General features: G+C 66.7%; 25 protein-coding genes and 1 tRNA gene. 12 read left to right on the top strand and 14 right to left on the bottom strand.

The genetic code is table 11. The annotated features are described in order from the left end of the window. The first annotated feature begins 72 nt into the window (after nt 1-72). From OCH7691_RS06730 to OCH7691_RS06715, 4 genes are read left to right on the top strand one after another with little or no spacing between them, the layout of a single operon-like run. On the top strand, nt 73-633 hold the full coding sequence (locus tag OCH7691_RS06730) for a DUF1285 domain-containing protein (protein ID WP_085883547.1): 561 nt from the start codon (nt 73-75) through the stop codon (nt 631-633). Nucleotides 634-640: 7 nt separating this feature from the next. After that, nucleotides 641-1,261 (top strand): CoA pyrophosphatase, encoded by a 621-nt coding sequence (locus OCH7691_RS06725; RefSeq protein WP_085882579.1) that lies wholly within the window; start codon nt 641-643, stop codon nt 1,259-1,261. Continuing rightward, entirely contained in the window at nt 1,261-1,527 is a 267-nt protein-coding gene (locus tag OCH7691_RS06720) for a DUF6111 family protein (protein WP_085882578.1), read from the top strand. The genes OCH7691_RS06725 and OCH7691_RS06720 overlap by 1 nt, the downstream gene beginning before the upstream one ends. Beyond that, the gene (locus OCH7691_RS06715) at nt 1,524-2,768 is read left to right on the top strand and encodes a CCA tRNA nucleotidyltransferase (RefSeq protein ID WP_085882577.1); all 1,245 of its coding nucleotides are present in this window, start codon (nt 1,524-1,526) and stop codon (nt 2,766-2,768) included. The genes OCH7691_RS06720 and OCH7691_RS06715 overlap by 4 nt, the downstream gene beginning before the upstream one ends. Before the next feature lie 15 nt (nt 2,769-2,783). Here the strand turns inward: OCH7691_RS06715 and OCH7691_RS06710 are convergent, their stop codons facing one another. Both OCH7691_RS06710 and OCH7691_RS06705 read right to left on the bottom strand, forming a co-directional pair. Then, nucleotides 2,784-3,545: a DUF1194 domain-containing protein gene (locus OCH7691_RS06710; protein ID WP_085882576.1), complete on the bottom strand. Its 762-nt coding sequence runs from the start codon at nt 3,543-3,545 to the stop codon at nt 2,784-2,786. Nucleotides 3,546-3,597: 52 nt separating this feature from the next. Beyond that, complete coding sequence (locus OCH7691_RS06705) at nt 3,598-4,515, bottom strand: LysR family transcriptional regulator (RefSeq protein WP_085882575.1); 918 nt, start codon at nt 4,513-4,515, stop codon at nt 3,598-3,600. Between the two features lie 168 nt (nt 4,516-4,683). Here OCH7691_RS06705 and OCH7691_RS06700 point away from each other — a divergent pair, with 168 nt between their 5' ends. Together OCH7691_RS06700 and OCH7691_RS06695 are read left to right on the top strand one after the other, a co-directional pair. Continuing rightward, the gene (locus tag OCH7691_RS06700) at nt 4,684-5,673 is read left to right on the top strand and encodes a glutathione S-transferase family protein (protein WP_085883546.1); all 990 of its coding nucleotides are present in this window, start codon (nt 4,684-4,686) and stop codon (nt 5,671-5,673) included. Nucleotides 5,674-5,836: 163 nt separating this feature from the next. Beyond that, nucleotides 5,837-7,276, top strand: a complete 1,440-nt coding sequence (locus tag OCH7691_RS06695; RefSeq protein WP_085882574.1) for a flippase — start codon at nt 5,837-5,839, stop codon at nt 7,274-7,276. A gap of 13 nt (nt 7,277-7,289) precedes the next feature. On the opposite strand, the gene OCH7691_RS06690 is transcribed toward OCH7691_RS06695, so the two are convergent. Both OCH7691_RS06690 and OCH7691_RS06685 read right to left on the bottom strand, forming a co-directional pair. Then, nucleotides 7,290-8,471 (bottom strand): glycosyltransferase, encoded by a 1,182-nt coding sequence (locus OCH7691_RS06690; RefSeq protein WP_085882573.1) that lies wholly within the window; start codon nt 8,469-8,471, stop codon nt 7,290-7,292. 220 nt (nt 8,472-8,691) lie between these two features. Next, nucleotides 8,692-9,102 (bottom strand): rhodanese-like domain-containing protein, encoded by a 411-nt coding sequence (locus tag OCH7691_RS06685; protein ID WP_139839560.1) that lies wholly within the window; start codon nt 9,100-9,102, stop codon nt 8,692-8,694. Between the two features lie 121 nt (nt 9,103-9,223). Between OCH7691_RS06685 and OCH7691_RS06680 the strand changes: the two genes are divergently transcribed. Beyond that, nucleotides 9,224-10,429, top strand: a complete 1,206-nt coding sequence (locus OCH7691_RS06680; protein ID WP_085882572.1) for an acyl-CoA dehydrogenase family protein — start codon at nt 9,224-9,226, stop codon at nt 10,427-10,429. A 77-nt stretch (nt 10,430-10,506) separates the two neighbouring features. Further along, nucleotides 10,507-11,136 carry a hypothetical protein gene (locus OCH7691_RS06675; protein ID WP_085882571.1) on the top strand — a complete coding sequence of 210 codons (630 nt, stop codon included), beginning with the start codon at nt 10,507-10,509 and terminating at the stop codon, nt 11,134-11,136. A gap of 16 nt (nt 11,137-11,152) precedes the next feature. On the opposite strand, the gene OCH7691_RS06670 is transcribed toward OCH7691_RS06675, so the two are convergent. From OCH7691_RS06670 to OCH7691_RS06655, 4 genes are all read right to left on the bottom strand, one after another. After that, on the bottom strand, nt 11,153-11,686 hold the full coding sequence (locus OCH7691_RS06670; RefSeq protein ID WP_085882570.1) for a DUF1499 domain-containing protein: 534 nt from the start codon (nt 11,684-11,686) through the stop codon (nt 11,153-11,155). A 71-nt stretch (nt 11,687-11,757) separates the two neighbouring features. After that, the gene (locus tag OCH7691_RS06665; protein WP_085882569.1) at nt 11,758-12,234 is read right to left on the bottom strand and encodes an SRPBCC family protein; all 477 of its coding nucleotides are present in this window, start codon (nt 12,232-12,234) and stop codon (nt 11,758-11,760) included. Further along, nucleotides 12,231-12,728: an SRPBCC family protein gene (locus OCH7691_RS06660; RefSeq protein WP_085882568.1), complete on the bottom strand. Its 498-nt coding sequence runs from the start codon at nt 12,726-12,728 to the stop codon at nt 12,231-12,233. Before OCH7691_RS06660 ends, OCH7691_RS06665 begins: the two co-directional genes overlap by 4 nt. After that, the gene (locus tag OCH7691_RS06655; protein WP_085882567.1) at nt 12,712-13,068 is read right to left on the bottom strand and encodes an ArsR/SmtB family transcription factor; all 357 of its coding nucleotides are present in this window, start codon (nt 13,066-13,068) and stop codon (nt 12,712-12,714) included. The genes OCH7691_RS06660 and OCH7691_RS06655 overlap by 17 nt, the downstream gene beginning before the upstream one ends. 189 nt (nt 13,069-13,257) lie before the next feature. On the opposite strand from OCH7691_RS06655, the gene OCH7691_RS06650 reads away from it, so the two are divergent. After that, on the top strand, nt 13,258-13,917 hold the full coding sequence (locus OCH7691_RS06650; RefSeq protein ID WP_085882566.1) for a gamma-glutamylcyclotransferase: 660 nt from the start codon (nt 13,258-13,260) through the stop codon (nt 13,915-13,917). A 118-nt stretch (nt 13,918-14,035) separates the two neighbouring features. Next, entirely contained in the window at nt 14,036-14,770 is a 735-nt protein-coding gene (locus OCH7691_RS06645) for a TerC family protein (RefSeq protein WP_085883544.1), read from the top strand. 22 nt (nt 14,771-14,792) lie between these two features. Here OCH7691_RS06645 and OCH7691_RS06640 read toward each other — a convergent pair whose 3' ends face one another. From OCH7691_RS06640 to OCH7691_RS06620, 5 genes are all read right to left on the bottom strand, one after another. After that, entirely contained in the window at nt 14,793-15,152 is a 360-nt protein-coding gene (locus OCH7691_RS06640; protein WP_085882565.1) for a hypothetical protein, read from the bottom strand. A 19-nt stretch (nt 15,153-15,171) separates the two neighbouring features. Then, nucleotides 15,172-15,399 (bottom strand): F0F1 ATP synthase subunit C, encoded by a 228-nt coding sequence (locus OCH7691_RS06635; RefSeq protein ID WP_085882564.1) that lies wholly within the window; start codon nt 15,397-15,399, stop codon nt 15,172-15,174. Between the two features lie 108 nt (nt 15,400-15,507). Further along, the gene (locus OCH7691_RS06630; protein WP_085882563.1) at nt 15,508-15,771 is read right to left on the bottom strand and encodes a hypothetical protein; all 264 of its coding nucleotides are present in this window, start codon (nt 15,769-15,771) and stop codon (nt 15,508-15,510) included. Nucleotides 15,772-16,120: 349 nt separating this feature from the next. Further along, nucleotides 16,121-16,783, bottom strand: coding sequence for a hypothetical protein (locus tag OCH7691_RS06625; protein WP_139839559.1), 663 nt, complete (start codon nt 16,781-16,783; stop codon nt 16,121-16,123). A gap of 201 nt (nt 16,784-16,984) precedes the next feature. Beyond that, nucleotides 16,985-17,059 (bottom strand) — tRNA-Gln (locus OCH7691_RS06620). 209 nt (nt 17,060-17,268) lie between these two features. On the opposite strand from OCH7691_RS06620, the gene cysD reads away from it, so the two are divergent. Both cysD and cysC read left to right on the top strand, forming a co-directional pair. Continuing rightward, complete coding sequence (gene cysD / locus OCH7691_RS06615) at nt 17,269-18,063, top strand: sulfate adenylyltransferase subunit CysD (protein ID WP_085882561.1); 795 nt, start codon at nt 17,269-17,271, stop codon at nt 18,061-18,063. Further along, nucleotides 18,063-19,970, top strand: coding sequence for an adenylyl-sulfate kinase (gene cysC, locus OCH7691_RS06610; protein ID WP_085882560.1), 1,908 nt, complete (start codon nt 18,063-18,065; stop codon nt 19,968-19,970). The genes cysD and cysC overlap by 1 nt, the downstream gene beginning before the upstream one ends. Nucleotides 19,971-20,048: 78 nt before the next feature. On the opposite strand, the gene OCH7691_RS06605 is transcribed toward cysC, so the two are convergent. Beyond that, nucleotides 20,049-21,530 (bottom strand): hypothetical protein, encoded by a 1,482-nt coding sequence (locus tag OCH7691_RS06605; protein ID WP_085882559.1) that lies wholly within the window; start codon nt 21,528-21,530, stop codon nt 20,049-20,051. Nucleotides 21,531-21,549 lie beyond the last annotated feature (19 nt).

Raw genomic sequence — 21,549 nt, 5'->3', positions numbered from 1 at the left:
GTGGCCGGTTTGTGGGTAACGAATAGGAGAGCCGATGATCGTTTTTCAGATAGGTGTGGCCAAACGATGGTGATGACCAGCCCCGATATGCTCGATCACATCGCGAAGGCCGTCCGCGACGACCGCAAGCCGCCGGTTCACAAGTGGAATCCGGACTGCCTCGGCAAGCTCGACATGACCATCGCGCGCGACGGCAGCTGGCACTACATGGGCTCGCCCATCGCGCGCAGGCGGATGGTGAAGCTGTTCGCTTCGATCCTGCGGCGCGATGCGGATGGCCGCTATTACCTGGTCACGCCGGTCGAGCGATTCGAGATCACGGTCGAGGACGCCCCCTTCGTCGCGGTCGAGATGTTCGTCGACGGCGAGGGCGTGGAACAGCGGATCGCCTTCCGCACCCAGGTCGACGATTACGTCGTCGCCGACGCCGATCATCCGATCCGTATCGCGACCGACCCGGACAGCGGCGAGCCGGCACCCTATATCATGGTCCGTGACGGTCTCGAGGCACTGATCGCCCGCGCCGTCTTCTACGACCTTGTCGACCTGGCCACCGGGGCGGACGGCGATGACGACCGCCTTGGCGTCTGGAGCGCCGGCCGCTTCTTCGAACTCGGCCGCGCGGAAGCTTGAGAGCAGGATGATCGAAACCCTGAGAGTGCGGCTCGCGCCGCTGCCCGGCGACCCGCTAGACGAGGTGATCGCCGCCGATCGCGTTCGCGGCGACCACGAACTCAACCCGGCGAGCGCGCCGCCGAGCGGCAAGAAAATGCGCCCGGCGGCGGTGCTTGTGCCGATCGTCGACCGCCCGGAGGGACAGAGCGTGCTGCTGACCCGGCGCACGCCGCATCTCACCAAGCATGCCGGCCAGATCAGCTTTCCCGGCGGCCGGATGGAAGCGTCCGACGCCAACCCGGTCGAAACGGCGCTGCGCGAGACCGAGGAGGAGGTCGGACTCGATCGCGGGCGAATCGACGTGATCGGTGTGCTGCAGACCTATCTCACGGTGACCGGCTTCTCGGTCACGCCGGTCGTCGGCCGGGTCACGCCGCCGTTCGCGCTGACCGCCGACCCGAACGAGGTGGCGGAGATCTTCGAGGTCCCGCTCGCCTTCCTGATGGACCCGGCCAACCACCGCCGCCACAGCGGCTTCTACAACGGACTCCGGCGTTACTGGCACGCCATGCCGTACAATGAATATTACATCTGGGGAGCAACCGCGGGGATGCTGATGGACCTCTATCGCCGGCTCGACGACTGATGCTTCAGAAAATCCTGATTCACGGTCTGCCTTTCCTGCTGCCCTTCGCGGCGTACCTGCTTTATCTGAAGTTCTCGCGCCGGGGCGGCGAATGGACGCGAACGGCCTGGTTCTGGCTGACCGCGATCGGCCTCGTCCTGTCGATCCTGAGCCTGATCGCCTTGCGACTCGTCGGCGAGGATTCGATCGAGGGCGAGTATGTCCCGCCGCGCGTCGAGGACGGCCGTATCGTGCCGGGCCATGTCATCCCGCCAAAGCCGCAATGACCGCGACGACGCGGATCGATCCCCCGGACTGGATGGGCTGGCCGGAAACGGCGGCGGTCCTGTCGGCGCTCGGCGCCGGCGGTGCCCCGGTCCGCTTCGTCGGCGGCTGCGTGCGCGACGCGCTGATCGGAGTCACGCCCGAGGATGTCGACATCGCCACGCCCGAGCCGCCGGAGACGGTGATGGCGCGGCTTGCCGCGGCCGCCATCCGCGCCCTCCCGATCGGCATCGAGCACGGCACGATCACCGGGGTGATCGGCGAGCGGCGCTTCGAGATCACCACCCTCAGGCGCGATGTGGAGCATTTCGGTCGCCATGCCCGGGTCGCCTTCGTCGACGACTGGCAGGCGGACGCGGAACGCCGCGATTTCACGATCAACGCGCTGTTCGCCGAGCCGGACGGAACGATTCACGACCTGACCGGCGGGCTCGACGACCTGAAGGCCGGCCGGGTCCGCTTCATCGGCGAGGCGGCGACGCGGATCGCCGAGGATTACCTGCGGGTGCTGCGCTTCTTCCGTTTCCATGCGCGCTTCGCCAGGGGGGCGCCCGACGAGGCGGCGATCGCCGCCTGCGCCGAGGCCGCCGGCGCGCTTGAGCGGCTGTCCGCCGAGCGGGTGCGGGGCGAACTGTTCCGCCTGCTGGCCCTGCCCGATCCGCTGGCCGGGCTCGGCCCGATGCGCGATTGCGGCGTGCTCGCCGCGGTCCTTCCCGAAGCCGGCGGGCTCGGCCGGATCGAGGCGCTGCTTGCCCTGCCCGAGGAGAGCGACAGCCTGGTCCGGCTTGCCGCCCTGCTCGCCGACAACAACGTCGAACGCAACATGGAACGGGCGCGGAGCGCGGCGAAACGGCTTCGGCTGTCGAATGCCGGGGCCGCGCGGCTCTGCCGGCTGCTTGCCGGCGAACCGCGGCTCGCGGCGGATATGGACGACGGCGCGATCCTGCGCGGTCTCTATCGGACCGACCCGGAGACGATGCGGGACCGCGCCCTGCTCGCCTGGGCCGCGAGCCCGCGGGAAGCCGGCTTCGCCGGGCTGCCGGAACGGATCGCGTCGTTGCCGGTCCCGGCCTTCCCGCTGCAGGGGGCCGATCTCCTGGCCGCCGGGATGTCGCCCGGCCCGGCCGTCGGACGGGTGCTGGCGCGCCTCGAAAGCCTCTGGCTGGAAGACGATTGCCGGCCGGACCGGGCGGCCCTGCTTGCCCATCTCACGGAAATGACAGGCGGCAACGGGACCGGCTGAGGCCGCCTCAGGCGCTCATCGAACCGCCGTCGCGCGGCCGGCGACGTGGATATCGCCGGCGTCGAGCCGCCCGGCGCCGTACCAGCCGCCCCGCACCTCGCGCAGCAGTTTCGCGCGCAATGCATCGGCGAAGTCGGCGTAGTCGGAAGCCGGCTGGACGAAGGCGGCCTGGCCGCCGATCAGTTCGCCTTCGTAGTAATCGACGAGGTCGGGCTCGTCGTTCAGGATCGCCAGCCCGTTGACCGTCACGCCCCGAGCAACGATCCGGTCGCGCGCGGCGCCGGGCGCGGTCCCGGCGGTCGCCCGGCCGTCGCCGGAGATATCGACGACGCGGCGGTCGCCCTCGAAGCCGTTGCCGTCGAACAGGGGGGCGACGAAATCGAGCGCCTCGGCGATCGCGGTGCCGCCGGTCGGGAAGCTGCGCGACGTCGCGTCGATCGCGTTGGCGAAGCGTTCGGCGGCGGCGGCGTCCCCGATCCGCTGCCAGTCGACGACGACCTGCTGCATCGCCGGCCCGGCCCATTGCACGAGCACCACGGCGATCGCGCCATGGCGGCCCTCGCGCAGGGTGGCATGCAGGTCGGGTTCGCGGAAGGCGGCGGCGATGCCGCGCATCTGCAGGCCGAACTCGGTCCAGTCGACGCTGGAGGACACGTCGACCGCCAGCACCAGTTCCACGTCGACCGGTTCCGCGCGCGCGGCGGCACCGGACACGGCGGGGCCAAGCAACCCGAGCGCCGCCGCGAGAACGTGCCAGACCTTGTTCCCAATCCGCATGGCGCTGTCGTTATGGGAAAATTGCGGCGAAGCGATGGCGGCGGCGGTCCGCTCAGGGGAGCGTCAGCCCGACCTCCCAGGGCGGGGTGGGCGCGAAACGGTCGGCGAGAAAGTCGATGAAGGCCCGGACTTTCGGCGACAGGTGGCGACGATGGGGATAGAGCGCGAAGACGGAGGCCTCGTCGCTGCGGTGACACTGGTCGAGGATGGTGACCAGGTCGCCGCGCCGGAGCGCCTCGGCGACGATGAAGGTCGGCGCGATGGTGATCCCGAGGCCGGCCGTCGCCGCCTCCATCAGCGCCTCGCCGTTGTTGGCGATCAGGTTGCCGCGGATCTCGACCTTGCGTTCCCTGCCGTTCTCGACAACGGCCCACTGGCGTGCCGGGGCATTGCTGTAATGCAGGCAGTTGAGGCCCGCCAGGTCGTCGATGGTGGCCGGCGTGCCATGCTCGGCCAGGTAGCCGGGACTGGCGCAGATCACCGACCGCATCGGCGCCAGCCGCCGCGCGATCAGGCTGGAATCCGGCAGGGCGGCGACCCGGACCGCGAGATCGAAGCCATCGGCCACGACGTCGACGAAGCGGTCGTTGAGCTCCATCTCGATGGTCACGGCGGGATGCCGCTTCAGGAATTCCGCGACCGCCGGGGCTACCTCGCGGATCCCGAAGGTCATCGGAAGGGCGACCCGCAGATGACCGCGCGGCTCGCCATGCAGGGCGGAGACCGCAGCCTCGGCATCGGATGCCGCTTCCAGCATCCGCGCGCAATGGCCATAGAACACCTCGCCGATCTCGGTCAGCGAGAGCGAGCGCGTGGTGCGGTTGAGCAGCCGCGCGCCGAGCGAATCCTCGAGCCGGGAAACCTGCTTGCTCACCGCCGATTTCGACATGCCGAGCCGGCGCGCCGCGGCCGAGAACCCCTTCTCCTCCACGACCGCGGCGAATACCGCCATATTCGCCAGTTTATCCATCTTGCCCCCCGGTTGACGCCCCGTCTTTCGTCCGATTGTGCACACACGGCGAACAGTATTGTGCCGAATCGATAGTTTGATCACGCGGACTTTACCGCCATTTCGAAAGGAAGGGCCACGATAACGCGCGGCGCATGGCCGAGGGCAACGGACGGAATGGAGCGCACGATGGGGCGGCTGATCGACGGCGTCTGGAGCAACGAACCGGTAGCGAAGCCGTCCGCGGACGGACGCTTCAAGCGCCCCGACTCCAGCTTCCGCTCGTGGATCACCCCGGACGGCAGCGCCAGCCCCGACGGCCGCTCGTTCAAGGCGGCGACGGCGCGCTATCACCTCTATATCAGCCATGCCTGCCCGTGGGCGCACCGGACGGCGATCTTCCGCAAGCTGAAGGGGCTGGAACAGACGATCAGCATCTCGGCCGTCGATCCGTTGATGCTGGAGAACGGCTGGGAATTCGGCGAGCGCAAGGACCCGATCAACGGCTTCCGCCATCTCTACGAGGTCTATCTGCAGGCCGACCCGCGCTACAGCGGCAAGGTCACCGTGCCGGTCCTCTACGACACAGTCGGCAAGACCATCGTCAGCAACGAATCCTCGGAAATCATCCGCATGCTGAACGCGGGCTTCGGCAGCTTCGCCCGCAACGACACGGATTACCGGCCAGCGGCGCTCAGGGCGGAAATCGACGCGGTGAACGAACGCGTCTATCACGACGTCAACAACGGGGTCTACAAGGCCGGCTTCGCGACCAGCCAGGCGGCCTATGAGGAAGCCTTCGACAGGCTGTTCGACACCCTCGACTGGCTGGACGAGCGGCTGGCCGACAACCGTTACCTCGTCGGCGGGCAGCTGACCGAGGCCGACTGGCGGCTGTTCACCACGCTGATCCGCTTCGACGCGGTCTATTTCGGCCATTTCAAGTGCAACCGGCGGCGCATCGCCGACTATCCCAATCTGTCCGGCTACCTGCGCGAGCTCTACCAGGTTCCCGGCGTCGCCGAGACCGTGCATATCGACGAGATCAAGCGCCATTACTACGGCAGCCATGAAAGCATCAACCCGACCCGGATCGTGCCGAAGGGCCCCGAACTCGATCTCGACGCCCCGCATGATCGCGACCGGATCGCCCCGGCAACCCTCCGGCGCGCCGGCTGAGGCGGCACCTTCCGCGCACTAACATTTCCGTAACGGCCCGGCGGCCATACTCCCGGCAACGGCACGGAGCCGCCCTTTCGCCGCATTGCATGCCTTCGACTTTCGGGTTAAGTACGACTGGCATCCTGCCCAGGGGCTGGATTTATTCGGGGAGTGACGCCGGTTGACCGCGAGCAAGCGCGCCTTCGGGAATGTGCTGAGTCTCGGCGCATTTAAGGTCGTCGCCGACGTCCTGACCATCCTCATGTTCGTCTTCCTGGCCCGCCATTTCGGTCAGGAGGGGCTCGGCCATTACGCCTTCGCGATGGCCTTCACGAGCTTCGTCGCGATGTTCGCGAACTTCGGGCTTGAATCGGTGGCGGTGCGTGAAGTGGCGCGCGATCCGTCGCTTGAGGCACGCTTTTTCTCGACTTACATCATCGCCGGCCTGGCGCTGACGCCGGTCCTTCTCGCAGTCACCGCGCTGCTCATCTGGGCGCTCGACTTCTCCGACGAACAGGCGTGGATCTGCCTGTCGATCGGTGCCTACCAGATCCTCTATTTCTTCTCGCTGATCATGGTCGGCCGGCTGCGCGCCCGCAACATGATGCGCGAGGTCGGCATCCTCGAGGTCGGGCTTCGCTTCGCGATCCTGGCCGGCACCATCGTCATCGCCTTCGCCGGCCTGCCGCTCGATGTCGTGGTGGTCAGCTTCCCGATCGCGACCGCCATCTACCTGATCATCCTCTGGCTCTACCTCGACCGCGCGCTGGGGCCCATTCCCTGGCGCTTCGAGCCGGCCTTCATCCGCAAGACCTGGCCGGAACTCTGGCCCTTCGGGCTGGCGATGATCCTGCATGCGGGCTACGTCAAGATCGACATGCTGATGCTCGGCCTGTTCCGACCGGAGGCCGAGGTCGGCACCTATGCCGCCGCCTACCGGCCGATCTACGGCGTCGCCCTGATCATCGCCGTTTCGTTCAGCGCCGCCTACCCGGTCTTCTCGCAGCTCTTCGTGGAATCGCGGGAGAGCCTGAGCCTCGTCTTCAGCCGGCTGGTCAATTACGTTTCGGTGTTCTGCGGGCTCGCCGGGATCGGCCTGATCATGCTGGCGAAACCGGTGATCCAGATCCTCTATGGCGGCGAGTTCACCGACAGCATCCTGGTCATGCGGCTGTTCGCGATCTACCTGGTGCTCACCAGCCTGAATGTCATGGCCGAGCATTTCCTGGGCGCCGTGAACCGCCAGCGGACCCGCACCTACGGCCTGTTCTGGACGATCCTGCTGAATATCGCGCTGAACCTGAACCTGATCCCGCGCTACGGCTATTACGGCGCCATCATCGCGACCTTCATTTCCGAGGGCGCGCTGATGTTCATGCTCTACTGGCGCATCCACAGGGACGACTTCCGGTCCGGGATCGTCGTCTCGGCGGCCCGGGTACTGGTCGCCAGCGGCGCCGCGATCGGCGTCTGGTACCTGCTGCGACCGGAAATCGGCCTGATTCCGGCGACCGCCGGCGGCACCGCCACCTACCTGCTGATCTGCCTGGCAACAGGCGCCGTCCGGGTCGACGAACTGCGCGCCGCCTCGCTCTGGATCCGGCGGAAGTCGATCGCCTGACCCGGCGCCGGCTTCAGCCGCCCGGGCTGCTGTCCGGCAGAGGCTGGGGGGCTCTGCGCCGTTGCGGCCGGCTGGCCGGCCGCGGCAGTTCCCCGGCGACGAGCGCCCGATAGATCGATTGCAGGCGGGCGACGCTGCGGTCGAGATCGTAGTCGCCGGCGATCTCGCGGGCGGTCTCGCCATAACGGCGGGCAAGTTCGGGATCGTCGAGCAGCAGCGAAACCTCGCGAACGATCGCCGGTACGTCGTCGATCGGGATCACCCGGCCGAAATCGCCCGCCTGGAGAAGATCGTCGCTCATCACCGGCGGCGTGCCGACGATCGGTTTGCCGACACTCATCGCCTCCAGCAGGGCGATCGACTTGCCTTCCGAATAGGACGGCATGACGACGATGTCGGCGAGCGTGGTCAGTGCCGGAATGTCGCTCCGGTAGCCGAGCAGGTGAACATGGCCTGCGACTCCGAGTCTTTCGGCTAGCGCCGCCAGGTCAGGCATCGCCGGCCCGTCGCCGACGATCAGCAGATGGACGTCCGGGTGACCCTCAAGGATCGCCGGCAGCGCCTCGATCACGAGATGCTGGCGCTTCGCATCGGTCAGCCGTCCGATATTGGCCAGGATCCGGTCGCCGGGGGCAAGCCCGAGTTCGCCCCGAAGCCTGTCCAGGGCCTCGGCGTCGGGCGCCCGGAAGCGGTCGAGCGGCAAGCCGACGAAGAATGTCTCCAGCCGTGACGGCGGGATCTTCCGGCATCGGACCATGTAGTCCCGGACATTGTCCGAGACCGCGATGGCATAACTGGTCAGCGGCGCCAGCAGCCAGTCGGCGACGGTGATGAAGAATGCCTGCCGGTCCGGCGCGAAATGCTCATGCACGATCCGCGGCACCCCGGCGAGGAAGCCGGCCAGTCGCCCGAAGGTCGTCGCGCCGTAACCGTGCAGGTGCAGAACGTCCGGCCGCCAGCGGCGGATCAACTTGAGCAGCGCGAAGACAGTCAGCGGATCGAAGCGGCCGACGGAAACGAACTCGACCTCGATTCCCTCGGCGTCGAAGAACTTGGCGGCCGCGTCGACCGCCCGCAGGCTCACCACATGGGTTTCGAAGTCTGCGTCCATGCGGCCGATCCACCATGCGACCGCCCGCGACACGCCATGCACGGAAGAGCCGTCTACTCCGAGCTTGTCGAGAATATGGAGCACGCGGATCTTCCGATCCGCGCCGCCTCCCCGTCGAACGTCTCTCACCCTTTCCTCCGCTCAAGGGCAGACACGACCCCCGAATATGCGCCCCCAGCACAGTTACAACTTAATGCATATCATAGCGTGCAACGATGCCGCAGGGAACGGAATTGCAATCGGATGGCGCGCCCGGGCGAAGCCGTCGCCTCGCCGGCTCTCCGCCCCCGCGAATTGCGTGTCGCTACCCCTGTTTCGGCGGCGAGCGTTCCGGCAGCGGCGCGACCGCGCCGCCGGCCTCACGCCAAGCGCCGAATCCGCCGGCGATGTGGCAGACCGGTTCGAGCCCCATTTCCAGGGCGGTCCGGGTGGCCAGCGCGGAACGCCATCCGGCGGCGCAGAAGAACACGAAGCGGTCGCCGCTGGCGAACTGTTCGCGATGATAGGGACTGTCGCGGTCGATCCAGAATTCCAGCATGCCGCGCGGCGCATGCAGGGCGCCGGGGATCCGCCCCTCGCGCTGCAGCTCCCGGACATCCCGCAGATCGACGAAGGTCACGCCCGGCTTGCCGTATTCGGCGAGCGCGCGCTCGACCGTCCAGGTCTCGATGACGGCCTCGGCGTCCGCGACCAGTTCCTTGTATCCTTTTGCCACCTGCGCCCCCCCTGTGCGACAGTCTGTGTCCGCAACCGCTTGGCCGATTGCTGACCGCACCGCTATACTATCGGCGCGGCATCGACATGCCCGCGCCGGACGAGTTGGAGACGAACCTACGATGGACCTCAGTTTCACGCCAGAGGACATTGCCTTCCGGGACGAAGTCCGCGCCTTCATCGACGAAGCGTTCGACGACGATCTGCGCGCCAAGGTCGCGGCCAGCCGCAACGGCTATCTGAGCAAGGACGACCACGTTCGCTGGCAGAAGAAACTCCACGAACGCGGCTGGGCGGCGCCGAACTGGCCGGTCGAGCACGGCGGCTGCGGCTGGAGCGCGTCGCAGAAATACATCTTCGAAACCGAGATGGCCGCGGCCAATACGCCGAACGTCATCCCGTTCGGCCTGAAGATGGTCGCGCCGGTGATCATGGCCTTCGGCAGCGAGGCGCAGAAGAAGCGCTTCCTCCCCGATATCCTCGCCACCAACGTCTGGTGGTGCCAGGGCTATTCCGAGCCGGGCTCGGGCTCCGACCTCGCCTCGCTGCAGATGAAGGCCGAGGACAAGGGCGACCATTACCTCTGCAACGGCTCGAAGATCTGGACCTCCTACGCCCAGGTGGCCGACTGGATCTTCTGCCTGGTGCGGACCGAGAAGACCGCGAAGCCGCAGGAAGGCATCTCCTTCATCCTGATCGACATGAAGAGCCCGGGCATCAAGGTCGACCCGATCTACACGATCGACATGCCGCGCGCCGGCATGCAGGAGGTCAACCAGGTCTTCTTCGACGACGTGAAGGTGCCGAAGGAGAACCTGATCGGCGAGGTCAACAAGGGTTGGACCTACGCCAAGTACCTGCTCGAGTTCGAGCGCGGCAACGCCTATTCCGGACGCCTCAAGCGGGCCCTCAACTCGGTCCGCAAGATCGCCGCGGCAGAGGAAGGCGATGGCCGGCGGGTGATCGACGACATGAGCTTCCGCATGAAGCTCGCGGAAACCGAGATCGCCGTCCAGGCGCTCGAGATGACCGAGCTCCGGATTCTCAGCCGCCTATCGTCGGGCCAGCGCATGGGACCGGAATCGTCGCTGATGAAATGCCGCGGCAGCGAGTTGCAGCAGGATGTCTCGAGCCTGGCGCTGGAGGCGAGCGGCCTGCATGCCAACGCCTTCGACCCGGGCGATCCGGCCAGCAACGAACCGCCGATCGGACCCGACTACGCGGCCAAGGCGGCGCCGTCCTTCTTCAATCTCCGCAAGGTCTCGATCTACGCGGGCTCGAACGAGATACAACGCAACATCATGGCCAAGCTGATACTGGGCCTTTGAGTCCGGCCTTCATTCGACTGGATAGCGGTTCCGGGGCCTTGTCGCGCCGCCGGGCATCAAACCGAAGGGGAAATGCGATGAGCAGCGGCGAACGGACCTCGAGGGCGGCCGGGCGGATCGCGCTGGCCGGCTTCTGCCTGGCCATTTCAGCCACCGCGGCGCTCGCCGACTATCGCGAGGATTACGACGACTGGTGGCTCGAATGCCGGAGCAAGCTGTCCGAACCCGGCAACTATTCCTGTGCCGCGCAGACGGCGCCGCAGGACGGTGTCGCGGTCTTCGTCGTGCAACGCGCCGGGACGAGCTACCTGGTCGCGCAGGCGGAACCCGGCATCCGCTTCGACCGCTCGCTCGACGTCAGCTTCCGCATCAACGAGGGCGTGCGGCTGTTCACCCTGCCCCAGCAGCCGCGCGTCGCCTATGTCGCCGGCCCCGAGGTCGACAGCTTCATCGCCGAGGCCCCGGCCGACGCGACCCTGCATCTCAGTTTCCGCGACGACCTGGGCGCGACCCGCTACATCCGCTTCCCGGTTCGCGGGCTGCGTCCCGCTGTTGTCGGCCTGACTTCGGCGATGACCCAGTTCGAGAGGAGCGGCGCGCTGCCCGAACCGGCGGCGCGGGCGCAGCCGTCGAGCGCCGGCACGGAGGACAGTTCCTTCACCCAGCGGATCGGCGACTGGTTCAGGCGGAACCTGTCCTCGGACTGAGGCGGATATCCCGCCCTCAAAGGTCGGACAGGCGACCGAGCCAGTCCTCGACACGCGCCCGGTTGGTGCCGAAATCGCCATAGCCATAGGACGAGCGGCTGTAGATCGCGAGGGTCGAGCGTGCCTCGCCCAGGGCGATGAAGCGCACCGTCACCGTATCGGGCCAGCGTATGATCGGCGTGCGCTGCAGGTAATGCCGCAGCAGGCCGTCGTCGCCCCGGGCCAGCTCGATGACGTCCGGCTCGTCCGCCAGCATGGCGACGAAGGCGTCGCGCAGGGCCTCGGCCGGCATCGCGAATTCCGGCGCCGCGCGATCGGGTGTCGCGGCGGTGAACCCGGGCGGGGCGACGAGATAGCGGTTCGGGCTGTCCGGCAGGGCGAGCGTCGCGAAGTCGGCGGCCTCACGGTCGTAGTCGCTCCACAGCCGCTCGAGCGCCGGGGCCGCGCAGCCGCTGACCAGCAGAAGCGAGACGACGAGCCCGAGCGCGGGCACGCCGACAAGAAGCCGGCCCCACCATCGGCCGAACCGTCGCCCGCGCCCTCGTGCCATTGTCTTCCCCCTGATCCGCCAAGGCTAGCCGGTGCCGCGGCGAGCGACAAGCCGGGCCGAACGGGATGGGGTCAGGCGAGCCCGGCCGCGTAGGTCGCCAGTCGCTCGATTGCCTGGCTCCAGCCACCGACATGGCCGTCACGTTCATCAATGCTGGTGAAGCCGGTCTGGTGGAGGGTCAGCAGGGTCTGGCCGTCGCCGGCATCGGCGAAAGTCACGGTCGTCAGCATTTCCTCGTCGACCTTGCCGTCATCGTTCTCCCAGCCGAAGCTGTAGACGACGCGTTCCCCGACGACGATCTCGCGGAACACACCGCCCTGCATCAGGTCGTTGCCGCCGTCGAGCGACACCAGCCGCGCCCGCCAGGGCTGGCCGACCTCGGCCGTGCCGGTCAGGAATTCGACGCGGTAGCCGTCGGGTCCCCAATGGGCCGCATGGGCCGGGTCGGTCCAGACCTCCCAGACCAGCGCGCGCGGCGCATCGATCAGCCGGGTGAGCGTCAGTTCGCCGGCTGCCGTCCGGGCCCGGGTCAGTGTCGCGGCGGTCATTTCGGCCCCTCCTGCATGTCCCGGACGAGGGCGACCAGCTGGTCCAGGCAGGTCGACCAGCCGTCATGGAAGCCCATCGCCTCGTGGCGTTCGCGATCGGCATCGTCCTTGTGCAGGGCGGTCGCCGTGTAGCGCGTGCCGCCCGCGGAATCCTCCATCTCGACGATCGCGGTGAAGAACGGCTCCGGTGACGGCCGGAACCCGGGCAGGAGCGTGTCGGTGAAGACCAGGCGCCGCTCCGGCACGACCTCGAGGATACAGCCGTCGCCGCCGAACTCGGCGCCGTCCGGCGCCTTCATCACGGTCCGGAAGCGGCCGCCGGGCCGCAGGTCGACCTCGCATTCCGCGGTCGTGAACGGCTTCGGCGCGAACCAGCGCACCAGATGTTCGGGCTCGGTCCAGGCCTTCCAGACCAGCGCCCGCGGCACGTCGATCTCGCGGCTCAGCACGAGGTCGAGGCGGCCTTCCGCCATGTTCTCAGCTTTGTTCGTCATTCCCTTTCTCCTTCGCCTGGAGAATTTTCAGATAATCCTCGAGCCGGTCGAGACGCGCCTCCCAATAGGCGCGCTGCTCTGCGATCCAGCCCTCGGCCCGGGTCAGCGGCGCCGCCTCCAGCCGGCAGGTCCGGACCCGCCCGACCTTCTCGGAGCGCACAAGCCCGCTGCTTTCCAGCACGCGGAGATGCTGAACCACCGTCGGCAGGGCCATCGGGAACGGCTCCGCGATCTCGCTGACCGAGGCCGGGCCCCGGTTCAGCCGTTCGACGATGGCGCGGCGCGTCGGATCGGCCAGTGCGTGAAAGACCCGGTCAAGGGCCGGCTGTTGGTTAGTCATATGGCTAAGTATCATGCCCGCCCCGGGGCGTTCAAGTCATACTTAGTCGGTCGCCTTAGTTTTTTGTGGAGGCCCGCGCGGTTTCCTGCAGCCCGGGGCACAGGTGCTCCGCGGGTCGCCGGGCTCGACAACCACAGGCGAACACCGACATGATTGGCGATCCGACCGACGAGGGAGCGGCAGGCAACGATGCTCACACGCAACGACCTCACGTCCGAGCGGCTCAAGGCAATCTTCCTGGAAGCGGAGGCAAAGGGGCTCTACCGCCTGCTCAGCGACGAGGAACGCCAGGAGACACGCCGGCTCGCCCTCGCCCAACTCGCCCCGGGCGAGGATCTCTGGGTTTTCGGCTACGGATCGCTGATGTGGAACCCGGCGCTGGAGTTCGAGGAGCAGCGGCTCGCGCGGCTCTACGGCTACCACCGGCGGTTCTGCCTGCAGATCCAGCTCGGGCGGGGCAGCCCGGAACGGCCCGGCCTGATGCTGGCGCTCGATCGGGGCGGCTCCTGCCAGGGCATCGCCTTCCGCATCGCCGCCCGGAATATCGAGGCCGAGACCCGGCTGCTCTGGAACCGGGAAATGCTGAGCGGCGCCTATCGCCCGACCTGGGTACGCCTGCGCGCGGCCGGCGAGATCTTCCGCGCTGTCACCTTCGTCGCGAACCGGCGGCTCGATCGCTATTGCGGCGGCCTGGAGGAGGCCGAGACGGTCGAGCGGCTCGCCACCGGTTGCGGCGAGCTTGGCAGCTGCCGGGACTATCTCGCCAAGACCGTCCGCCACCTGGAAGAGGTTGGCGTCCACGATCCGCATCTGCACCGCCTGCTCCGCCAGGTCGAGAGCCGCGACTGAGCCTGTCGCTATTTTGCCGACGGGGGTCTGGACAGGACGCTTCGGGGATGTCACTTGCGTAAGGCACCGGCGCCGCGTGAACCGGACATCTTCGCTATTCGAATCAGGACCGCAGCCGATCATGGAATGGTTATCCGACCCGGCGATCTGGGCCAGCCTGGCGACACTGACCGTGCTCGAGATCGTCCTCGGCATCGACAACCTGGTCTTTCTCAGCATCATCACCCAGCGCCTGCCGGCCGCCTCGCGCGCTCGCGCCCAGCGGATCGGTCTCATGGGTGCGCTGTTCATGCGGCTCGCCCTGCTCGGGGCGATAAGCTGGATTGCCGGACTGACGACCACCCTGATCACGATCGGCGATTTCCCGGTCTCCTGGCGCGACGTCATCCTCGGCGGCGGCGGCCTGTTCCTGCTCGCCAAGGCGACCAGCGAAATCCACAACACGGTCGAGGGCGAGGAATCGCACGACGAGAAGAAGAACGGCCATGCCGGCTTTGCCGCCGCGATAGCGCAGATCATGCTGCTCGATCTCGTCTTCTCGCTCGATTCGGTGATTACCGCGGTCGGCATGACCGACAACCTGCCCGTCATGATGGCGGCGGTGATCATCGCCGTCCTGGTGATGCTGTTCGCCGCCGCCCCGGTCGGCGAGTTCATCCGCCGCCATCCGACCACCAAGATGCTGGCGCTCTCCTTCCTGCTGCTGGTCGGCGTCGCGCTGATCGCCGACGGGCTGCATTTCCACATCCCGCGCGGCTATCTCTATTTCGCGATCTTCTTCTCGATGCTGGTCGAGGTGCTGAACCTGCTCGCCGCCCGCCGCCGGCCGAAGAAACCGGCGATCGGCGACTGACGGCGACGAACAGGCACGCGGTTCAGCCCGCTGCCGGGCCGGCCTTCGCGGCTGCCGCGGCCGCGGCCTCCTCCCGGTCGAGTTCGTGGTAGAACGGGTCGTCGATCCCGTTCGCCCGCCGCCAGCCGTCATAGGCAGCCTCGAAGGCAACCAAGATCCGCCCCATCGCCGCGGCGATCCGGGCGTTGAGGATGGCCGTCGCGAGCCACAGCATGACCGCGCCGACGGCGAAGCCGACGATCGCGGCGACAGTCAGGAAAGCCTCCCCGAAGCCGAGCGCGAAGGCCGCGGCGCCGGCCAGCGTCAGCACCGGGACCGCGTAGGCCCCGAGCCTGTAGGCCGGGCGGAGGTGGACGGCGAAGAGATAGCGCAACATGGCCATGACCGGTCCCTCCCGGAGTCTAGAAGACGAAGAGCAGCAGCATCGCGATCACCAGCGCGAACAGCGCGATCGCCTCGGTCAGCGCGAAGCCGAGCAGGACATTGGGGAATACCGTCGGCGCCGCGCCGGGATTTCGCACCGCGGCGGCGACGAAGCTGCCGAAGATGTTGCCGATCCCGATGCCGACACCGGCGAGCGCGATCGTTGCCAGTCCGGCACCGATCAGTTTGGCCCCTTCCGCTTCCATGACGGGGTCTCCTTCGCCTCTCGCATCGCCGGACAGGACTGTCCGACGAGAGAAGTCTCGCAGGGACGCGAAGGAAAAAGAATTACCCGCCAGGTAAGGCGCCGGGGATCATTCGGCCTTGTCGGCCGCGTCCTTCTTGTCGGCCTCGCGCCGCTCCGGGCCGACCGGATCGCCGAGCCGGCCATATTCGTAATAGTCGTTGCCGCGGAATTCATCGGACCGGCCGACCCGGTCGACATAGCGGTCGATCGCCGAGATCGCCCGGCGCAGCCGCGGCGGCAGCCAGCCCTGCTCGCGCGGCATCAGGTCGCCCGCCACGCGTTCGATCGAGTCGGACCGCTTGCGGCCCGAAAACGGAAATCGGATCGCCATCGCACATGCCCGGCTTTTCGCCGGCGCCCCTCTTCCAGTCCGGATCATCGCCACGCACCGCCTGGCAAGCCCGGTTCATTCCCCCCTACCTCTCCATATGGACCTAGCAAGAAACCCGCCAATCCCGATCAACGGGAGAAATCAATTGATTAACCACATACAGGAAGATGCAGTCGGCTCCGATCTGTAAGAAAGTATGACAGATTCCGCAAAGTGGGCGCATCGCCGGAACTCGTTCCGCGTACATCGTCTCGACGCCGCCGCCGTATTCAGAGGCAGGGCTCTCGTACAGCCGTGACGGCCGAACGAGATCGTCGAGCCGGAGACAGATATCGATAGAGCGCAATCGTCAGGCGGGTTGATCGTCGCCCGGTTCCTTCAGCCATCCCCTGATCCGGTACGCAAGATATGATGCTAACCGGTGCAACTTCACATCTCTGGTGAGTTCGCTGACAATCGCTCCCCCTATCCCTCCGGCAGGAGGTCCAGAAACGACAATCTCCGGATATTCCGCCACGGGAACCTCGCTCTCCGGATCAAGGATCTCAAGGTCGGCAACGACGAAGTCATTGCCACCGAACAGCAGGGCAGTGCCGCCGCCAATGACCGCCAAACGCCGAAGTGTTACCCTCGCAACAACGCTCCGGTCGCCGTTGAACGCTGGCACGATTGTTTCATTAAGAGCATTCTGGAACTCCATCCTGACGGTGTCTGTCACATAAGCCCACGCTTCTGGGCGTTCGATCACCTCGTCGTAATCGCACTCGCCCGGAGCACGACGGATGTAACGCTCAAGTTCGAACTTCTCCTTCTCCGCCGGCTCGCAACCGATTGACTTCGCGTAGGCGGTGCGTCCCCCTTCCCAGCGGATTTGTGACGCATCGGGCATTTCGAGTTCGATCCGGTCGATCGCCAGATCGGCAATCTGATCCCTGGTCAGCGGATTTTTCGGCACATTGGCGCAGGCGCCGACCGCGAGAACCGACAACAGCATCAGCATACGTTTGAGCATGAAATTTCCCCCTCCGATTACACCAGCACGCGAGCATCTTTCTCTCACTTCGCCTGGTCAGGATATCGGCCGGACTTTCCCGGGGAAACCATCAAGAAGAACACAATCGTCTGCATTCCCGTCATACGGGAAAGTAGCGGGAACCGGCCTGTCGCCGGCGCGTTTACGAAATCGTCGGATTTCTCATGCATACAGGGGGAATGGCTGGGGCGGCAGGATTCGAACCTGCGATCACGGGATCAAAACCCGATGCCTTAACCGCTTGGCCACGCCCCAGCAGGTGCGACTTCGGGACGCAGCGGCAGCGCCCCGGAAGGGCCTCTTTCTAGCCAACGGGGGCGATACGGGCAAGGGACAAGAAACACGCTGACGACCGGGCCGAAGCCGCAGGCCCGACAAGCCTTGACAGGGGGGCGGTGATTGCTATTTATCCCCGCATCCTCGTATTAATTTCATATTTACACTGCCGCCGCAGGATTAACGCCATGAGCGATCTAGCAAGCCTCGAAAGCCAGAGCATCTACATCTTTCGGGAAGCCTTCCACCGGTTCGAGAAGCTGGCGATGTTGTGGTCGCTCGGCAAGGATTCGAACGTCATGGTCTGGCTCGCCCGGAAAGCCTTCTTTGGCCATGTTCCCTTCCCGATGGTTCATGTCGACACCGGCAAGAAGTTCGCCGAGATGTACGCCTTCCGCGACCGCTACGAGAAGGAATGGGGCCTCAAGCTGATCCGTGGCACCTGCCCGCCGATCGAGGAGATGGACCCGACGCTGCCCGGCTCGGCACGTTCCGCCGCGCGCAAGACCGCCGGCCTGAAGAAGATCCTGGACGAGCACAAGTTCGACGGCCTGTTCGCCGGAATCCGCCGTGACGAGGAGGCGACCCGGGCCAAGGAACGGGTCTTCAGCCCGCGCGGCGAGGGCGGCAAATGGGACTTCCGCGACCAGCCGCCGGAATTCTGGGACCAGTACAAGACCGACTTCCCGCCGGGCACGCATATCCGCATCCATCCCCTGCTGCACTGGACGGAAACCGACATCTGGCGCTACACGCTGGCCGAGGGCATCCCGACGATCCCGCTCTATTACTCCAAGAACGGCAAGCGCTACCGCTCGCTCGGCGACGAGGACATCACCCATCCGGTCGATTCCGAGGCCTCGACGATCGAGGAGATCATCGTCGAGCTGGAGACCACCAAGGTCGCCGAACGGTCGGGCCGGGCGATGGACCATGAAAGCGAAGACGCCTTCGAACGGCTGCGCGCCGAAGGATACATGTGATGACGGAGCTCACGCCGGTGACCACGGGTGCGAAACAGTCCAATCGCGCACGTCGCGAAAGCATGAATATCGTTATCGTCGGCCATGTCGACCATGGCAAGTCGACGCTGGTCGGACGGCTGATGCACGACACCGGCTCGCTGCCGGACGGCAAGGTCGAATCGATCAAGGCGATGAGCGAACGGCGCGGCATGCCGTTCGAATGGGCCTTCCTGCTTGACGCCCTCCAGGCCGAGCGGGACCAGGGCATCACCATCGACACGACGCAGATCCAGTTCCGCACGAAGCAGCGCGACTACGTACTGATCGACGCGCCGGGGCACAAGGAATTCCTCAAGAACATGATCACCGGTGCGGCCGCGGCCGAGGCCGCGCTGCTGGTGATCGACGCCGCCGAGGGGGTCCAGGAACAGTCCCGCCGGCACGGCTACCTGCTCCACCTGCTCGGTGTCCAGCAGGTCGCGATCGCGGTCAACAAGATGGACCTTGTCGATTTCGACGGCGACCGCTTCCACGCCATCGAGGACGAGTTCCGCCGCTACCTGAAGGATCTCGGCGTCGAGGCCTCGGCGCTCATCCCGGTCTCGGCCCGCGGGGGCGACAACATCGCCACCCGATCCGAGAAGATGTCCTGGTACGGGGGCCCGACGGTGGTCGAGGCGCTCGACGCCTTCCGCGTCGGCGCCGCGCCGGTCGAACTGCCGCTGCGCATGCCGGTCCAGGACGTCTACAAGTTCGACCAGCGGCGCATCGTCGCCGGCCGCATCGAAAGCGGCCGGATCCGGGTCGGCGACGAGCTCCTGTTCTCGCCGTCCAACAAGACCGCGCGGGTCCGCACGGTCGAGGCCTGGTCGGTGCCCGAGGCGCCCACCGGCGCCCAGGCCGGCCAGTCGATCGGCATCACGCTCGACGACCAGCTGTTCCTCGAGCGCGGCTCGATCGCCAGCCATGTCTCCCGCCCGCCGGTCGAGACTGACGTCTTCCGGGCCCGCGTCTTCTGGCTCGGGCACGAGCCGATGAAGGTCGGCAGCCGCTACAAGCTCAAGCACCTGACGGCAGAGGCGCCGGTCACCGTGCAGTCGATCCAGGGGGTCGTCGAGACCGGCGACCTGGCCCGCCGCGACGCCCTCCAGGTCCGGCGGAACGAGGTCGCCGAGGTAACTCTCCGGGCCGGCCGCCTGCTTGCCCTCGACGCCTTCAGCGACAACTCGCGGACCGGCCGTTTCGTGCTGGTCGACGGCTACGACATCGCCGGCGGCGGCATCATCTCGATGGAGGGCTATCCCGACCAGCGCAACATGGCGACCGTGCGCTCGGCCAATATCACGCGGGTCGAACACCGGATCTCGCCCGAGGAACGGCTGGCGCGGAACGGCCATGCCGGCGCGGTGCTCTGGTTCACCGGCCTGTCCGGCGCCGGCAAGTCGACGCTAGCGCTCGAGGTCGAGAGCCGGCTGTTCGCGCGCGGCTACCAGGCCTACGTGCTCGACGGCGACAATATCCGCGGCGGGCTGAACGCCAATCTCGGCTTCTCGCCGGAGGACCGGGCGGAAAACATCCGCCGGGTCGGCGAGGTCGCGGCGCTGTTCGCGCGGGCCGGCATGATCGCCATTTCCGCCTTCATCTCGCCCTATCGCGCCGACCGCGACCGGGCACGGAGCGCGGCATCGGGCAGCTTCCGGGAAATCTACATCAAGGCCGACCTGGAAACCTGCGAGAGCCGCGACCCGAAGGGCCTCTACAAGCGCGCCCGGACCGGCGAGATCAAGGAGTTCACAGGTATCTCCGCGCCTTACGAGGCACCGGAATCGGCCGAGCTGGTGGTCGATACCTCGGCCCATTCGATCGAGGAATGCGTGCAGCAGATCGTCGATTACGTGCAGCGGGAATTCGCCCAGAACGACTGAGCGGCCGCCACCGCATCAGCACGACTTCCGACCGGCCGGGTTCCCCACAAGGGGCCCGGCCGATCGCGATTCTGGGGCTCAGCGACCCCGGAACAGCGGCCCGTAGACGCCGTCGCCGACGCCGAGCTCGGCATCGACCGGCACGCGCCGCGCCGCCCTGCCCTCGCAAAGCAGCCGGCCGTCCTGGAAGATCCTGAGGCTGTCGGAAATCTCGAACCTGAGCGTCGTCCGCTCCCGCCATTCGATCTGGCAGGAGACCTGCGACCCGCGCATGCGCCAGATGCGGCCGTATTGCGCCGCGATCTCGTCGCCCGGTGATCGGTTGAGCTCGCTGGTCTTGTTCGATGTCGCGATATAGAGGGAATCGTCGGCGGGAGTCAGGCTGACGATCCGCTGGCCCCAGCCATTGCGCTTGGCGACCTTGTAATAGGGGGTCTCTTCGTCACTGATCTCCGGCTCGGAAAATGCCCGCGCGACGAGCGACCAGCCGCCCTCCGCTTCCTCGCCGTCATGGCGCCAGACCTCGCCCCAGGGCCAGACGCCGACCAGGATCGCGCCCTCGTAGAGGGTCAGGGTCTGGGCCTCGCGCTTGCGTTCCGACGCCCCTTCCTGCTTCGGCACCGGGGGCTCGAACGGGGTGATCCGCTCGCCGTCATAGACATAAAGCGTGCCGGTCGGATAGGCGCCGATCAGCAGCCGGTCGTGCCATTGCATCATCGTGTAGGGCTGCCAGGAGCGGGCGAAGACCCGGCCGTCGAGGATCTGCTCGAGCCCGTCGCCGTCGAGGCGGAAGACGTTGCCACGCGTGGTCGCCAGCAGGACATGGTCGCGATAGGGAAAGATCGAGTAGACGAAGCGCTCCTCCGCCGCGAGCCGGCTCTCCCGGCATTCGCCCGCCGTCTCACCCGGCGTCCACGGGCAGGTCAGGATCCGGGTCTCCTCGTCCTTCTGATAGATCGCCGAATAGAGGACCCCGTCGTGATAGATCGAGGTCATCCGGCACTTCTCGCAATTGGCCCGGAAAATCGTTTCGCCGTCGTATTCGATAGAATTTGAAAAGAATTCAATATGCTTGTTATCCACGACGCCGACATACTGCTGGCGATCCGATTGCCCTTCCGGTTGCCACGCTCCCGCGCTCTCGTCATAGGCGAGCAGTTCGGAATCCCGCCACGGCTTCATGATGGTCAGGATCCGGTTGTCGATATGCATCGTCCGCGCCATGGCGGGTTCGAACGGCTTGCCCAGGTCCTCCAGTTCCGCCGGTCCCGACGCCGCGCCCGGTTCCGGACTGACGAACAGGCTGAGCACCCGGTTGTTCTCGCGCATGAAGGTCGAGAAACCGTCCCCGAACCCGGCCCCGGCAATCGTCCTGCCGTCTTGCCGCAGTTCGAAGACGCTGCCGAGCGGCTGGCCGACATCCCGGCCAAGATCGAGCATCACTTCGTATGTGAACAGATCCCGTTCGGCGGGCCCGGTCGGGAACAGGCGAAGGCCGGCGAACAGCGCCAGGCCGGCGACCACGAGAATTGCCAGACCCAGCCCCAGCTTGCGCTGCATACGTCCCCCATCCGCCAAT

The organism is Oceanibacterium hippocampi, from assembly GCF_900172325.1.
Classification (GTDB): domain Bacteria; phylum Pseudomonadota; class Alphaproteobacteria; order Sneathiellales; family Sneathiellaceae; genus Oceanibacterium; species Oceanibacterium hippocampi.
This window is presented reverse-complemented; position numbering and strand designations above follow the sequence as displayed.